Annotated in this window: 17 protein-coding genes; 9 read left to right on the top strand and 8 right to left on the bottom strand. The window is 42.8% G+C overall.

Annotation, left to right across the window (positions count from 1 at the left end; genetic code table 11):
- Positions 1–622 precede the first annotated feature (622 nt).
- Positions 623–703, bottom strand: a complete 81-nt coding sequence (locus tag F995_RS17205) for a hypothetical protein (RefSeq protein ID WP_370940770.1) — start codon at positions 701–703, stop codon at positions 623–625.
- Positions 704–977: 274 nt separating this feature from the next.
- On the opposite strand from F995_RS17205, the gene F995_RS02015 reads away from it, so the two are divergent.
- Positions 978–2,183 carry a CsgG/HfaB family protein gene (locus F995_RS02015; protein WP_004645091.1) on the top strand — a complete coding sequence of 402 codons (1,206 nt, stop codon included), beginning with the start codon at positions 978–980 and terminating at the stop codon, positions 2,181–2,183.
- Between the two features lie 84 nt (positions 2,184–2,267).
- On the top strand, positions 2,268–2,942 hold the full coding sequence (locus F995_RS02020; protein ID WP_004645092.1) for a hypothetical protein: 675 nt from the start codon (positions 2,268–2,270) through the stop codon (positions 2,940–2,942).
- Between the two features lie 312 nt (positions 2,943–3,254).
- On the opposite strand, the gene F995_RS02025 is transcribed toward F995_RS02020, so the two are convergent.
- The 3 genes from F995_RS02025 to F995_RS02035 form a co-directional block, all read right to left on the bottom strand.
- The gene (locus F995_RS02025) at positions 3,255–3,830 is read right to left on the bottom strand and encodes a xanthine phosphoribosyltransferase (RefSeq protein WP_004645093.1); all 576 of its coding nucleotides are present in this window, start codon (positions 3,828–3,830) and stop codon (positions 3,255–3,257) included.
- An 88-nt stretch (positions 3,831–3,918) separates the two neighbouring features.
- On the bottom strand, positions 3,919–4,632 hold the full coding sequence (locus tag F995_RS02030; protein WP_004645094.1) for a DUF3108 domain-containing protein: 714 nt from the start codon (positions 4,630–4,632) through the stop codon (positions 3,919–3,921).
- A 159-nt stretch (positions 4,633–4,791) separates the two neighbouring features.
- On the bottom strand, positions 4,792–5,478 hold the full coding sequence (locus tag F995_RS02035) for a hypothetical protein (protein WP_004645096.1): 687 nt from the start codon (positions 5,476–5,478) through the stop codon (positions 4,792–4,794).
- A gap of 265 nt (positions 5,479–5,743) precedes the next feature.
- Here F995_RS02035 and F995_RS02040 point away from each other — a divergent pair, with 265 nt between their 5' ends.
- A complete protein-coding gene (locus tag F995_RS02040) occupies positions 5,744–6,601 on the top strand; it encodes an energy transducer TonB (RefSeq protein ID WP_004645097.1) in 858 nt (285 codons plus the stop codon).
- Between the two features lie 168 nt (positions 6,602–6,769).
- On the opposite strand, the gene ybeY is transcribed toward F995_RS02040, so the two are convergent.
- Genes ybeY through miaB form a run of 3 tightly spaced genes read right to left on the bottom strand, consistent with a single transcriptional unit; the run spans position 6,770 to position 9,844 of the window.
- On the bottom strand, positions 6,770–7,252 hold the full coding sequence (gene ybeY / locus F995_RS02045) for an rRNA maturation RNase YbeY (protein ID WP_004645098.1): 483 nt from the start codon (positions 7,250–7,252) through the stop codon (positions 6,770–6,772).
- A 19-nt stretch (positions 7,253–7,271) separates the two neighbouring features.
- Positions 7,272–8,348, bottom strand: a complete 1,077-nt coding sequence (locus F995_RS02050; RefSeq protein WP_004645099.1) for a PhoH family protein — start codon at positions 8,346–8,348, stop codon at positions 7,272–7,274.
- 38 nt (positions 8,349–8,386) lie between these two features.
- Positions 8,387–9,844 (bottom strand): tRNA (N6-isopentenyl adenosine(37)-C2)-methylthiotransferase MiaB, encoded by a 1,458-nt coding sequence (miaB, locus tag F995_RS02055; protein ID WP_004645100.1) that lies wholly within the window; start codon positions 9,842–9,844, stop codon positions 8,387–8,389.
- A gap of 334 nt (positions 9,845–10,178) precedes the next feature.
- On the opposite strand from miaB, the gene F995_RS02060 reads away from it, so the two are divergent.
- The 6 genes from F995_RS02060 to F995_RS02085 all read left to right on the top strand — a co-directional run bounded on the left by F995_RS02060 (position 10,179) and on the right by F995_RS02085 (position 15,066).
- On the top strand, positions 10,179–12,113 hold the full coding sequence (locus F995_RS02060) for a lytic transglycosylase domain-containing protein (protein WP_016807089.1): 1,935 nt from the start codon (positions 10,179–10,181) through the stop codon (positions 12,111–12,113).
- Positions 12,114–12,146: 33 nt separating this feature from the next.
- Positions 12,147–12,785 (top strand): ribonuclease T2 family protein, encoded by a 639-nt coding sequence (locus F995_RS02065; protein WP_004645102.1) that lies wholly within the window; start codon positions 12,147–12,149, stop codon positions 12,783–12,785.
- Positions 12,786–12,952: 167 nt separating this feature from the next.
- Positions 12,953–13,939 (top strand): malate dehydrogenase, encoded by a 987-nt coding sequence (locus F995_RS02070; RefSeq protein ID WP_004645103.1) that lies wholly within the window; start codon positions 12,953–12,955, stop codon positions 13,937–13,939.
- 169 nt (positions 13,940–14,108) lie between these two features.
- Entirely contained in the window at positions 14,109–14,387 is a 279-nt protein-coding gene (locus F995_RS02075) for a DUF2789 family protein (protein WP_004645104.1), read from the top strand.
- Between the two features lie 51 nt (positions 14,388–14,438).
- Positions 14,439–14,693, top strand: a complete 255-nt coding sequence (locus tag F995_RS02080) for a DUF2789 family protein (protein WP_004645105.1) — start codon at positions 14,439–14,441, stop codon at positions 14,691–14,693.
- Between the two features lie 115 nt (positions 14,694–14,808).
- Complete coding sequence (locus tag F995_RS02085) at positions 14,809–15,066, top strand: DUF2789 family protein (RefSeq protein WP_004645106.1); 258 nt, start codon at positions 14,809–14,811, stop codon at positions 15,064–15,066.
- A gap of 90 nt (positions 15,067–15,156) precedes the next feature.
- Here F995_RS02085 and F995_RS02090 read toward each other — a convergent pair whose 3' ends face one another.
- Positions 15,157–15,684: a hypothetical protein gene (locus F995_RS02090; RefSeq protein WP_004281425.1), complete on the bottom strand. Its 528-nt coding sequence runs from the start codon at positions 15,682–15,684 to the stop codon at positions 15,157–15,159.
- Between the last annotated feature and the right edge of the window lie 62 nt (positions 15,685–15,746).

Consider the following 15,746-nt stretch of genomic DNA (forward strand, 5'->3'; position numbering starts at 1 on the left):
AGATCATCAGAAATGTTCTTCTCTCATCAGTCTAAATATTGCGATCTTAGGTAGGCCATTTCTGGATTCGAAATGAAAAAGGAAGGGAAGTCGAAAAATATGTAAACGAGTTCTTATCAGGTCTATTCAAGTTTTCAGCCAAAATACACCTGAATATTGGCGTTTCTTTATAAGTCACCTTCATTGTAATTGATTAATTATATTTTAAATAAATCGTGACATTTATCCTTATTAAATAGAAGTTCTAATAAAATAAAAATTTACGACTTTTAAAATATAAAAAGTATAATAATTCTAATCTTTATTAGATAAATTTTTGATTATTGATAATATAAAAAATATATTATCTTAATCAAGTTTTTTGGATGAATTTTATATTCAAAAAAAATTTATATAATGATTTCTTACAAATCAAAAATAATAAACAAATATATATTAATTTAATAAAAACAATAATTTATATTTTTAAATAAAACAAAAAAAATAAGTGAATAGGGATAAGTTTTACATTTTATAATTTTATGTGATTTAATATTTTTCAGATAAATTTAATCTTACTTAAATGAAAAATTAAATAAATATCTTAAGTCAGAGGATATTAAGATTATGAGAATATTAGTTATCAATCTGGGTTTATTAGGTTTATGTTTTCTGAGTAACGCTTATGCCACCTCTGATGAGTGGACTCAGCGTTGGAAATCATCCAGTGCCCGTTCCAATGAGAATCTAGTTCAAGCCAATCTGATCGAACTTAAGGAGTCAGACTATTATTCCGGATTAGGTAAAACCACCGTTCATAGCACCTCAACTACTTCCATCGGGACGGTAAATACCCCGACCAACAATATCAATGTAGAGGGTACAGACAACAGTATCGATATTACGAGTGAGTTGCTGAATGAAGCACCAGTCAATTCAAATACCAACCAAAATCCTCAGCGCTGTTTTAATTTAAGTAACAGACCAGGAGAATCACAATGTTGAATTTCTCCTCGACCAGAAGACATATATCTTTCGTGAGTGCCACTGTCCTTTTCAGCTCTTTTTTAACAGGCTGCACGGGTTTAGCGCCCTCAAACAAGAAGCCAGTTAGCCTGGTACAAGGCCCCCCAATTACCGATATTTTTACCCCTTTTGATATGGCTTTATCCTGCCTAAAAGGACAATTACGTAGTGATGTGAGTTTCTCCGTGGGGGCAATTCTGGATCAAACCGGTAAGGATGTAGTTACCAATGGTGGTAGCGGAAAAATGGTGACCCAAGGTGCGGGAGATATGGTGCAATCTGCCTTGTTTCAGGCGGGGGTAAGCTTAATGAACCGGCGTGATCCCCGGATTATCGAAAGCGAAGCCAAGTGGGGCATTCGTGATCCAAGACAAATCCAAGCTTCTGATTATTATGTGACAGGCAGTATTAACAGTCTGGATTTTATTCCGGGTGGTGGTTTTGACATGCAGATCGCTGGTGTCGGTCCGAATTATAGTCAAACCCGGATTATGGTCGGTCTGGATTTATCTTTGACTGATACCCGCAGCAGTAAAGTCGTGGGCAATGTTTCATTGCAGAAGCAAATTGCTGCACAGGATTATGGCTTAAGTGCAGGCAGATTCGCTGGTCGTACACTCTTAAATATTCAGATTGGAAAAGGAGAACGAGAGGCAACTAACTTTGCCTTGCGGCAAATGTTGAATCTGGCCACTTTTGAATTGCTGAGTCAGGTTGTCCCACCCGCCGTATTTGAAAGTTGCCGTGCGCAGATACCGCCAGAGTTTGGTCAATTGAACTTAACCCGAAGTTCTGTTGCACTGCATAAATACAAGAAAAACCAGCAACAAAATAGTACAGCTTCAAGCAGTGCTGTTCAGGAGTCAGTCTCAAGCCAGGCAGACTCATCTAATGAAAAAAATAAGTCAACCAACTCCCCAAGCAAAGATACGAAACCACCTAAACAGAAAGAGTCCGAGGTGATTCAAAACCCTGAAGCAGAGCCTGAAATGAGTAAACAGGACTTGATTAAATATATCAGCAAGAAGCAGCGTCAACCTTCTTCAAATGAAAAGAATGAAGAAAAAGATACTCAAGAAGAAGCTGCTAAAGAACAAGAAGATGAAAAAACCACAACGCTATGGGAGGTTAATCCTGATGTGGTCGAAAATTACTGGTCTAGCACCCAACGTGATTAAGAATATTTAAAAATGGGCTCGCTCCCATTATAAGAAGGAGTACTTAGCGAGAGGTACTTCAAAACAAAAGTAGGAAGAACAACGATGAAAAATACGATCAAAACAATCGCTTTATCCGTCGCCTTTCTGTCTAGCGCAGGTATGGCATACGCCCAAGATGGTGAAACACCTACTGATGTCACCGTAGATACAGGCTTACAAGCTACCCTGGATTCTATTTCTCAGCAGGTTGAAAATGGTTCTGCTTTGAATCTTGCAGTGAATACAGGTGATGTTGATGCAAGTGTCGATTTAGAAGCAATTGCAGAAGCTACAAGAGAAGCACCAGACGCCATTAGTTCAATTGAAGGTACAATTGAAACTACTGCGATTGGTGCCGCGAATACAGGTAGTATCAGTATTGAGCAGGGTAGCTACAATAAGGTGGTATCAGACATATCAGATGCAACGGATAACTACGACTACAGTGAAGTAACGAGTGCAACTAATAATTCTGAAACTCTAGAGGAGCTATCAGAGGTTGCGGATAGTTCAGATATCTCGGAAGTTGTGAGTTCGACACTAAGTACTGACTATAGTGAGGAAATCAATGAAACTTTAAGCAATTATAGTGTAGCGAATATTGCCTATAATGCGGGTGCTATTGATGCATCTGTCAGTGCTATTACAGAAGGAACTCAAACTGCTATTAACAACAGCATCACAACTACCGCTATCGGTGCTGTGAATAGCGGTAGTATCACTGTGACTGTTAAATAAACTCTTTTTTCGAGGTGAACACAGGTCTAACTATTGGCAGATAGTTAGGCCTCTTTATTTTATAATAACATCCACATAAATTGTTGTTTATTCATCGGATAAAAAAGTACTTATTTGTTTGACACTCTCTATTTCAGAAATTGAATAGCCTGGAGCTTAAGATTAAGCCATTTATCTAGGAGCAAATCTGGAAGAATAAATAAGAACTTAGGCTGAGCTATAGCCGAGCTCTGGATATTTTAAATTTATATCATCAGAAAAACACAATAAAAAAAGAGCGCATCAGCGCTCTTTTAAAATTCATTGGCGAGCTTAGTCGCGAACAAATTCAACTGTGCCATTTGTCAAAGACTTTACGCGTGCCAGTGATTCCACACGGTAGCCTTTTTCAAGCAGCAGCTCACGGCCTGGCTGGAATGATTTTTCAATCACAATGCCAATACCGACTACTTCTGCATTTGCCTGGTGAATCAGGTCTGCAAGACCTAAAGCGGCTTGACCATTGGCCAGGAAGTCATCGATCACTAAAACTTTATCGGTTGAGCTGATGTGTTTATTTGAAATCGCGATCGTGCTTTCAGTCTGTTTGGTAAATGAAAAGACTTTAGAGCGATATAAATCATCTTTCAGGGTCAAAGACTGGTATTTACGTGCAAAGATCACCGGTACGCCAAGCTCTAGGCCGGCCATTACTGCAGGTGCGATACCTGATGCTTCAATCGTAATAATTTTGGTAATACCAGCATCTTTAAACAGACGCGCAAATTCTTGACCAATCAGTTGCATCATGACTGGATCAATCTGATGGTTTAAGAAAGAATCTACTTTCAAAACTTCTTCAGAGAGAACGATGCCTTCAGCCAAGATTTTCTGTTCTAGTGCATGCACGGGAGAATCCTCAAGAGCAGGTGCTTTTTCAAGCAAAAGCGTATTGTAAAAAGCACCCGGAAAAAATCAAGTGAAATTCGCCAAAAACTTAGTTGCTTGCACCTTTATAGTCAGTTAACAGCAAACCATAGGAGGTTTTCTTGTCAACATGCGAAACTTTGACTGGAAGATAATCAAGTTTTGGTGCCAGCCAGAAAATGGTTTCACGACCTGGTTTGCTATGTTTCATCACCACTTTAATGGTATTAAAAGATCCGTATTTGGTACTTATAGTCTCTGAACCCTGTTTGACAAACTTACGGCCTTCAATTTCTTTGGCATCAGCGATATAGTAATTTGTTTTCAGGCCTGAATTTTTTAAGTCTTCACGAATTTGCAATTCTGCATTCAACTCATCCAGAACATCTGCTCTCCAGGCAAAAGAACGTTTTTCATCGTCTTTCTTGGTACTGATAGTTTTGCTGGAAGGATTAAAATTAATACTCATGGTGTTGTTATGCACCAGTACTTTACTGCTGCGACTGAAACTGCTTGATCCGATCTTGCCATTATTAAAAGTAAAGCGGCTGGTTTCGGTTGCAGAGGCAATACCCCCGGCTTTTGCAGCAAAGACATAAGTCCAGTTATTGCCAGATTTGCTTAAAGTCCGCGTTGCAGAACCCATATTCTTGCCATTATAGCTAAATTGATAACTGGCCTGGAAAGGAGTCATGGCAAAAGCTTGGCTAGAAATACCAGTGAACAGTATCGCGCTGCTCAGACCCGTGGTCATCACTAAAGTTTTGAATACAGTCTTCGCCATCAGTTATTTTCCTATATTGATTCAACGGGCAAAACATATCACTTATTGCACCCTTTATTATTTGGGCAAAATATGGAAATTGAAGGGATATTTCTGCCAAAAATGTATATTTCATGTAGTTTTATGGAGCTTTTGTTCAAAAACTACGTTCGGCATGATTTAAGAAGGATCTTTCTGTTTGATGGGAGTGACCCGGTTATCATCCATCTCGTCTTCATCCCAGTTCTCTTCCTGATCTTGGGAGAGTTTTCTAAACAGGGCGGCCAGATTGACGTTGCCAATCACCACCAGTTCGGCTTCACGAAGTACTGCGTGATTCACATGAACTTTGCTTAAGGTATCAATGACAGATCGGCTTTTACCTAACCAGCGATTTAAATCGAGATAGAGCAAGTCATCGATGACTTTAATTACGCCCAGTTTTTCCAGAATCATTCCCAAAGGATCTTTATTCAAAACACGTTGATAGAAGAACAGGCCAAAACGCACGCCAAGTTTATACAGCATATTCGGGTATTTGGCTTCAATCAGCTGAGTATCACTAATTTGCTCGAACACGATCAACTGGGTAGTTTTATTCAGTTCCATCTGTACCAGTTTCAAATCAACCGATAAAGTGACAATCAAGCCTTTATAATCTAGTGTTGCGTAGAGACGCAGCCAGTCTTCATGTAAATCTGCGTGTAAGTCTTTCAATGCATCGACATTGTCTGTGACAAAGCGCTGAAAGGTTGCATTCAGGAAGACTTGCGATAGGGGAAATTCACGCTCATCTTCAATAAATCCTTCCGCCCTCTGATACACTTGGCGGATTCGGTTGGAAATATTGGAAATTAGCGTTTGCATACTGAAGCGTCCTGGCAACTTTATTTTTGACTCGGGATGTATCTTGTCGAATTGTATGAAAAATACAAGCGTTCATGCTTGAAGTTTAGCAAAATAAATAGCACCATTTTTATAGTTTTAGTTATGTAACGTTGAAGATTTGATGGATTTGGCATTTTAAAAAGATAAATGACGAATCCGTTTATTTTTAAGCTTTCAAATACTTTTTTTTGGGGAACTGAACTCAGTACTGAGTTTGGGCGAATGTGAAAAAACAATGATACTCATGCCTCTGGTCAGAACTTGGTGGAAAGATCCAGTGTTTAGCAGTGCGATGCTTGCCGCAGGCATTCTGCATTTGATCGTGCTGACCCTGGAATTTGGTATGCCGCAAGATCGGGATACCAGCACCAAAGAAATCGCCGTCAGTTTGCGACAGACGGATGAAGATATTGAACATGCTGATTTTCTGGCTCAAACCAACCAGCAGGGTTCCGGTCAGTTTCGAGAAGCGCATCGCATGTCCAGTGATATGCCATCGCCGTTAATGGAGCAGCAGGCGGGGGAAGAGCAAAAAGAAAGCCCGGATATGCTGCAACAGCAACGGGAGCTGAGTTTCGAAGAAAAAGTGCTGATGACTACCTTGAGCTGGCAAAAGCAGGCAGAAGAAAATCAGCGTAAAAAAATGCAGGAACAGCTGCAAAGCCAGTTTCAGGCCAAAGCTGCGATGGTGGCGAGTCTGGAAGCACAATATTTACAGCGCCAGCAAAACTTCAGTCGTCAGCAAAAAATTAAAACAGTCGATGGCATCCAGGCCAAGCAGGATGTCTCGGCTGCCTATTTGGAAAAGTTCCGTCAGAAAGTGGAATTTTATGGTAACCGCTATTATCCGGAAGCCGCCAAACAGCAGAATCTGGCAGGGGAAGTGCGTCTGATGGTGATCCTGAACCAGAATGGCGGAATTCGAGCGATTCGATTAATTGACAGTTCAGGACATGCCATGCTGGATGAGGCCGCGAAATCTTCCGTGCGTAAGGCGGCGCCATTTGGTGCTTTCGATAGCAAAATGAAGGAAATTTCCGAACTACGAGTTATTCGTACCTGGCGTTTTGATCCGGCCGAAGCTGAGTTTGAGGTGCGTTAATTCTTTCAGTTTATATCACTGACCCTCCCTCTAACTCCCTCCCAAAGGGAGGGAGAACTACCATTGCGATAGGTATTCAAACTCCCTCTCCTGATGCGAGAAGGTTGGGGTGAGGGGAAACAATAAAAAAGCGAGCCTGAGCCCGCTTCCTTCATTTTCTTTTTAATCTTAATTTCGTTCCAGATAAGGATTTTCAAAACCCAGTTTGGCCAGAATCTCAATTTCAATGCTTTCCATCTCGTCAGCATCTTCATCAGAGGTTTCATGGTCATAACCCATTAAGTGTAAGGTGCCATGAACCAGCATGTGGGTGAAATGGGTGAGGGGAAGTTTTTGCTGCTCAGTTGCTTCAGCAAGCACCACCGGAATACAAATCACCAGATCACCAATCGGAAATGCATCCAGAAATTGCGCCATTTCATCTGGCAGTTCGCTTGGAAAAGACAACACATTGGTCGGTTTATCCTTGCCACGATATTCCAGATTCAGTTTATGGCTTTCGTCATGATCGACACAGGCAATACCAATTTCGCAATCACTTTGTGTGCCGATATGACGTAAGCTGGTTTCTACAACTTTTTTGATATATGCACGTTTCAGTACCAGTTCAGGTGACTGAAAGTCCTGTTGTAGGGAAAGACTCAGTTTCAAAACAAATCCTTAAATAAACTTAATGCTGTGCATCTGCCGCAGCATCATTTTCAGCGATCAAGGCTTCCTGACGGGCTTTACGCTCGGCACGTGCTTCGGCACTTAAACGCTGCTGCTCACTGTCCCAGCCTTCATAGGCTTCAACAATTTTCTGTACCAGTTGATGACGTACCACATCACGGGAATGGAAACGGGTAATGTGAATTTCAGGAATCTTGTCAATCACACGTAAAGCATGTGACAGACCAGATTGCTGGCCACGTGGTAAATCCACCTGCGTCACGTCACCGGTAATCACCGCACGTGATCCAAAACCTAAACGGGTCAAGAACATCTTCATCTGTTCAGGGGTGGTATTTTGCGCTTCATCCAGAATTACGAAAGAATGGTTCAGGGTACGACCACGCATATAGGCCAGTGGTGCCACTTCAATAATCTGACGTTCGATCAGCTTGGCTACTTTTTCAAAGCCGAGCATTTCATACAGGGCATCATATAGCGGACGCAAATATGGATCGATTTTCTGGGTGAGATCACCCGGCAGGAAACCGAGTTTTTCACCGGCTTCGACGGCAGGACGTACCAATAAAATCCGCTGGATTTCGTTACGTTCCAGCATATCGACGGCGGCAGCAACGGCAAGGTAAGTTTTACCTGTCCCTGCCGGGCCAATACCAAAGGAAATATCACTTTGCAGAATACGTTGCACATAACGCTTCTGGTTTGCACCGCGCGGATTGATCCGGCCTTTACGGGTCTGTAACCAGACCGCATCCAGACCGGTATGCTCCTGATCTTCCAGATCCTGCTGAAGTTCGCGGTCAGTCTGGCTGCCTTGAATCATCAGATGCAAGGTGTCTGCACTGATCTGTGTACTCTGTTCAGATTCTTCATGCAGACGTTGCAAGAGCAGCTCAGCTCTCTCAACAGCATCGATTTCACCATCAATAATGAAACTTTCTCCCCGATGGGAGATTTTGACATCTAATCGTTGTTCAATTTGTTTCAAATGACCGTTGTAAGCACCTAACATGGCCTGTATACGGTCCATCGAAATTCCAGGAAAAGCTACTGTACGTCGAATCGCTGCAGTCAAGAGTGTTCCTTATAGAAGTGTACGTTATGTGCTCTACATTACGCCACGTCAGGCTCAAGATTCAAGAGCTCACCGTAAACTAAATTTAAAGTTTTAATTTCGGTAATTTCGATCTCGGCAAAGCGGCCGACCCAGGCAGGATCACCAATAAAGTTGACATAACGGGTGTTGTCCGCAGTACCCACCAGAATATTCGGATCTTTATCAGAAACTTTCTCGATCAGCACACGTTGCAGCGTACCCAGCATGGCATCGGTCTTGTCAATACTGGAACGCTTGATCCATTGCTGAACTTTGGCCAGACGTTCTTTTTTCACATCTTCCGGAGTTGTATCTTCCAGTTCTGCCGCAGGCGTACCCGGACGCTTTGAATAGATGAAACTATAGGAATGGTCAAAATCCAGATCTTTGATGAACTGATACGTTTCTTCAAAGTTCTCATCGGTCTCGCCCGGGAAGCCAATAATAAAGTCCGACGATAAATGCATGTCTGGACGTACTTTACGTAACTTGGCAATTTTCTCGATGTAGACATCAATAGTGTGGTTACGTTTCATCGCTTGTAACACATCATTTGAGCCACTTTGTACTGGCAAGTGCAGGTGCGATACCATTTGTGGAAGGTCGCGGTAACACTGGATCAGGTCATCATTAAATTCGAGCGGATGCGAGGTGGTATAACGAATCCTGCCAATTCCCGGAATGTCAGCGACCAGACGTAATAAATCTGCGAAGGTACAGATGTTGCCTTCAAAGGTTTCACCACGATAACCATTCACGTTCTGACCCAAAAGCGAAATTTCACGCACGCCTTTTTCAGCCAGACCGGCAATTTCCGCCAGTACGTCATCGAGTGGGCGAGAAACTTCTTCACCACGGGTATAAGGTACAACACAGAAAGAACAGTATTTAGAACAGCCTTCCATGATGGATACAAAAGCTTTATAACCTTCTACACGCGGCTCTGGCAGAAAGTCGAATTTCTCGATGTCCGGGAAGGAAATATCCACCAGTTTGATTTTTTCTTTTTTCGGCTTTTCGATCTGCTCAAAATGCTGATCCAGCATTTGTGGCAAACGGTGCAGGGTTTGCGGGCCAAAAATCATATCGACATAATTGGCACGTTTCTGGATGTTGTCACCTTCCTGAGATGCCACACAACCACCGACACCAATAATCAGGTCCGGATTTTTGTCTTTGAGCTTGCGCCAGCGGCCCAGCTCGGAGAATACTTTTTCCTGTGCCTTTTCACGGATCGAGCAGGTATTCATCAACAGAATATCGGCCTCTTTCGGATCAGTGGTCAGCACATAGCCATGGGAATCGCCTAACAGGTCTGCCATACGGTGACTGTCGTACTCATTCATCTGACACCCTTGCGTTTCGATGTACAGCTTTTTCACTGAAGCATCGCTAACAGGGGTGTGCGCTGGCTGGGTAACAGTGTTTTCTGAGGCAGCTGGGGCACCATTCGGAATGAAGGTTTGAACCGTCATGTAGGCTCCTACAAGGTAATACGTTGAAAGAGTGAACGAACAGCCTGATTGATGCATCAAACAGGTGAATAAAAATTCAATTCACAGACTGAAATCTTGGAAAGGCGCATATTTTAGCAGGAAAGTCGCTTAAACTTATAGCCCAAATTAACTGTGGAAAAATATTGATTTATGGGCAAAAATTGTCTGTAGATTAATATTGCTTAATCATAAGGTTACATAACTGAACAATAGAGTTGGTTATAATCTTCAAACTAGCTCTTATGATATGCAACATGGGCAAAGCATAAAATCGATGATAGAAGGCAAAGGGATGTTGAAACACACTAAAACTATGTATAAATACTATAAATTAATTACTTTAAGTGTGGCATGTATCTGTTCAGCGAGTACACAGGCAGCAGAAGAACAATTTAATGATGCCTTGCGTGCAGCCAATGCAGGTAATACTGAACTGTTACAGCAATATCGTCTGTCTATGCAGAATGATGCCTTGGGCTATTATCCGGAATACTGGATTTTAAACCAGAATCTTGCCATGCAGCCTGTTAGTCAGATTATCAGCTTTGCCCAGCGTTACCCTCAATCCGCCATGGCTGAAAAGCTGGCAGCAGACTATGTCGAAGAAAAGGTAAAAATGGCAGACTTTAGTACTGCTCAACCGGTATTGCCTTATGTAACCAATGCTGATCCTGCCGAAGCCTGTGCAGTGGCACAAGTGCGCGCCAAAGCTGGCGATGAACTGGTCTATGCCGAGTTTAAAGAAGTCTGGTTAACTACCAATAGCCAGCCTGATTCTTGTACTGGTTTAGGCCGGATGATGCTATCCAGTCCACTCATGACCTCAGAAGACCGTCAGCAGCGACTCTGGGGACAACTTCGTGCCGGACAGTCAGGTCAGGCCATTGCGACAGCGCAAGGCATTGGTCTAAATCTGTCTCTGGCACAACTGAATTCGATTCAGGCCAATCCCACTAATTATTTGTGGTCTGCGCCTAAAAGTACTGCGGCAGAGCATGCCTATCTGATTTATGCGCTGGGACGTCTGGCCGATAGCGATTTGGACTCAGCTTTGTCTATCGTCAAGCGGACCGCGGAAGGTACACCAGTACAGGTACAACGCGCCTTATATCGTGCTGTCGGTTATATCGGTGGTACCACAGTGATGAAAAACAACTTCAACCGTGAAGTGTTAAATGCGCTAGATGCCAGCTATGGTCTGCCATTTAGCCCGGAAGAAGCCGAGATTTATGCGCGTCAGGCGATTCGTTTTAGTGCCTGGGAAAGTCTGATCCGTGCTATTGACAGCATGAGCGTCAACCAGAAACAGGAAGATCGTTGGCAATACTGGCTGGCACGTGCCAGCGAACAGCGTTCAGACCGTAGTTCTAAACAGACCGCTCAAAGTATTTATCGCAAACTGGCAACCGGGGATGACTATCACAATCTTTTGGCACGTGACAAGTTGGGACAGGTGACTGCAAGTACCCCCAATCCAGCGCAGCCATCCAGTCAGGCCATGCAGCGTTTGAATCAGGATATTCATTTCCGCCGTGCTTTCACTTTACGTAATATCAGTGCCCCGGATAACTACATTAACCGGGAATGGAACTGGGCGGTGCGTCAGGCTTATCTTAAACATGACGATGACCTGTTACTGGCAGCAGCAAAACGGGCCATGGACATGGGCTGGCATGATCGGGCCATTTATGCTGCTGATCGTACTGCAAGCAAACATAACTATCACTACCGCTATCCGATGCCGCATCAGAACTATGTGGTCAGTCATAGCCGAAATGCAGGTATTGATCCGGCCTGGGCGTATGGTTTGATGCGTCAGGAAAGCCGTTTCAATACGGTGGCACGTTCACATGTGGGCGCGGGTGGTCTGATGCAGATCATGCCGGATACGGCCAAGCTGGTGGCGCGTCAGATGGGTGAAGCTTATAATCCGGCAGCACTGACTGATATGAACACCAATATTCGCTACGGAACATTCTATTTATCTACGATTCAGCGTCAGCTCAGTGATAGTCCGGTTTTGGCAACGGCAGGCTATAATGCCGGTCCAAACCGTGCCCGCCGCTGGCAGCCAGAATTTCAGGGGATTGCCGCAGATCAATATACTGAAAGTATTCCTTTACTCGAAACCCGAGATTATGTGAAACATGTCATGACCAATGCCACGCATTATGGCATCTTGTTAGGACAGGGGGCACAGTCGGTAGGTAAACGCATGCAACTGATACCATTACGTAATACACAATAAAATTAAAATTATTGGGGGGATGGTGGTTTATTCATGAAACTAATGAAGGATCGTCGAGTCTGGGCCGGATTGGTGGCACTGGTGGTTTTTACCAGCAGTCCGGCAGCGTTCGCCACGCCGACAGACTATGTCATGGATGTACAACTGGTGCCGGCTTTATGTAGCCTGTACCCGGAATATGCCAAGAAACGAAAATGTCTGGAAGGCTATTCGCTGAATATCTCTGGCTTATACCCTCAAACCACATCACAAAACTGTACGACCACCAGTTCTGCAAAGCTGTCACCACTGCAATCCAAGGTAGTGGCCAGAATCATGCCGGATGAGAATACCCGAACCTTGTTATGGCGCAATATCGGCGGCTGTGTGCCGATGAATGCCAGCCAGTATTTCCGCACGATTATCAATTATGCTGACCGTCTGAAAGTACCGACGGAACTGACGGAACAGGAAAATATTACGATTTCTGTCGAGGTACTACGGGCGAAATTTGTGAAAATTAATCCGAAATTACCGAGCAATGCCTTGCGATTCAACTGCCAGCAGACTCAGTCAGCTAGCGTGCTTACCTCGATCAAGGTCTGTTATCGCCCCAATGGCAATTACAAATCCTGTCCTGCCAACATTATTAATACATGCCCAAAAACTGTCACAATAAAAGGAACATACTGAGCTTTTTTGCCGATTTAATTTATATTTCCTATCAGACTTTAGGTGAAATCCGTCCTCTTTTATATGCATCTGGCAAAGGATTGGAGTACAATCTTTCGCGTTTACGATTATTAGATTAAATACTAACTATTTAATCGCATTGAATATCCTCAATTGGAGATAATTAGATGAAGCAAGCAGTTCGTGTTGCCGTTACTGGCGCTGCAGGTCAAATTGGTTACAGCCTATTATTCCGTATCGCAAGCGGCGAAATGCTAGGTAAAGATCAACCAGTGATTTTGCAATTGCTCGAAGTTCCTTTTGAGAAAGCTCAACAAGCGCTTAAAGGCGTAATGATGGAGCTTCAAGATTGTGCATTCCCATTACTAGAAGACATGATCGGTACTGATGATCCTAAAGTTGCATTTAAAGATGCTGACTATGCGTTATTAGTTGGTTCACGTCCACGTGGTCCAGGTATGGAACGTGCTGACCTGCTTAAAGTGAACGGTGAAATCTTCATCGGTCAAGGTCAAGCATTGAACGAAGTTGCAAGCCGTGACGTTAAAGTTCTAGTTGTTGGTAACCCTGCAAACACGAATGCTTACATCGCAATGAAATCTGCTCCAGATCTTCCAGCGAAAAACTTCACTGCAATGTTACGTCTTGACCACAACCGTGCTGCATCTCAAATTGCTGCTAAAACTGGTAAAGCGGTTAAAGACATCAAAAATCTTACAGTTTGGGGTAACCACTCTCCAACCATGTATGCCGACTACCGTTTTGCAACAATTAACGGCGAAAGCGTTAAAGACATGATCAACGACCAAGAATGGAATGCAAATACATTCCTTCCGACTGTTGGTAAACGTGGTGCTGCGATTATCGAAGCACGTGGTTTGTCTTCTGCTGCTTCTGCTGCTAACGCTGCAATCGACCATATGCGCGATTGGGCTCTTGGTACAAACGGCGAATGGGTAACTATGGGTATTCCTTCTGACGGTTCTTACGGTATTCCTGAAGGCGTAATGTTCGGTTTCCCTGTAACGACTGAAAACGGTGAATACAAAATCGTTCAAGGTCTAGAAATCGACGAATTCAGTCAAGAGCGTATCAACTTCACGTTGAATGAACTTGAAGAAGAGCGCGCAGCAATTGCTGACATGCTTAAATAATTTGATCTTTTCAGATTAAGTTGAAAAAGCACTCCATTTGGGGTGCTTTTTTTATATCACTCACTTTAATCAACAAAAAATAACAAGCTGTGAAGGAGAGACAACTGAGTTTTCGCTATGAGCCATCTAAGGTAGAAACAAGATTATAGATAAAAAGATGGAGGTTCAGATGTTAGAGCAACGCGCTACCTTCGAACTTTTCTTTGAACAATTGGGTCTGGATTCGAGTCCGGAAGCCATTGATGAGTTTATTAGTACGCATCAAATTGGTATGGATGTACCGCTGCATAAAGCTCCCTTTTGGAGTAAATCACAGCATGACTTTCTGATCAGTCACTGGAAGAAAGATGATGACTGGGCCATTTTTGTCGATGTGTTAAATGAACAATTACATATTGAGGCAGAGGGTTCAGGTTCCTGTGACATACCCAGCCATAAATCAACCTAAGAATTCGAATCTCAACACGCTCATAATTTAACGCTACGATGGAGTCTATTTATGCTTACGGAACAACAGTTAACTTTAGAATTATTATTTGAACAATTGGGTTTGCCTTCTGATGAAGCCTCAATTAATCAATTTACCCATACCCATCAATTGCCATCTGAAGTCGCATTGCCAGATGCCGAATTCTGGAGTGAGGGACAAAGTGCCTTCCTGCGTGAACATTGGCACCAAGATGATGAATGGATTGTCATTATTGACAAGTTAAATCAGCTTTTACATGTGGAAAGCGACAAACAAAGCGTTTAAATGCATTCATACAAAAAGAAACAACAAACCTAGTCAAAGGACTAGGTTTTTTTTGTCTTATCTTATAAGTTAGATCTATAAATAATTACAATTTATCTGATATAAGGAGGGCGCGATGCTCGCAAAGAACCAACCATCCTTAGAGCTCTTGTTTTCTCAGCTCGGTCTCGCCAATAGTCCTGCGGCTATTGAATTGTATGTACGCACCCATCAACTGCCAGCAGGGCTGTCCTTGCATGATGCGCCATTCTGGAATAAAGCCCAGCGTTCTTTATTAATCAGCCATTTGGTACAAGATGATGATTGGGCAATTTGGGTCGATGAACTGAATCAGCAACTGCACATGGACGCTTATAGACGTCAACCTGCTTGATCATTTTTCCTATATTTTTCTGATATTTAAAATAAGATGATATAGCTTGTATTAAAAAACGCCTCATTTGAGGCGTTTTTGTTCTTTGGCTTAATGCATTTTGCTTTTTAATATTTTGTTAAACCATTCGTGCTGACGATAATCATTAAATGCATGATGCTGCTGTAATAATTCCAGCTCAAATTCGGCAGTGGTGGTGTACTTACCTAACCAGTGGCGGGTCAGGGCCGGCTCATTTTTACTGGCACTGGCATAGGCCAGAAAGAAATAAATGTCCCCATGTTCATAACTGGCCATTGGCTTTAAAATTTGCTGAGTAATCAGGGCGAAATGGTGCTCTTTGGTCAATTCAAAAAACATCATATAAGCCTTGGCCAGATGCAAAGATAGGTTGATATACATGCGCAGCGGCATTTCTTCAAATTCTACCCGGCCTTGTTCCAGCAACACTACGGCTTCTTGCAGGAAATGTCGCTGTTCCTGACGCAGTTCACTTAAAGTCACCAGCTGTAAACGAAGATCAGCACGTTCAAGCGTTAATTCCGGCGTATTGCCTTTTAAATACAATTGGTCAGTTTCACCCAGACGTTGAATAATCTGTTTGGTCGTTAATCGCATCAACGCAATCCTCATTTCTCAATAATGGCTATATGAGGTTAAAAATTAAAATTTAAAGCGGC

This window comes from Acinetobacter sp. CIP A162, assembly GCF_000367905.1.
GTDB lineage: Bacteria > Pseudomonadota > Gammaproteobacteria > Pseudomonadales > Moraxellaceae > Acinetobacter > Acinetobacter lwoffii.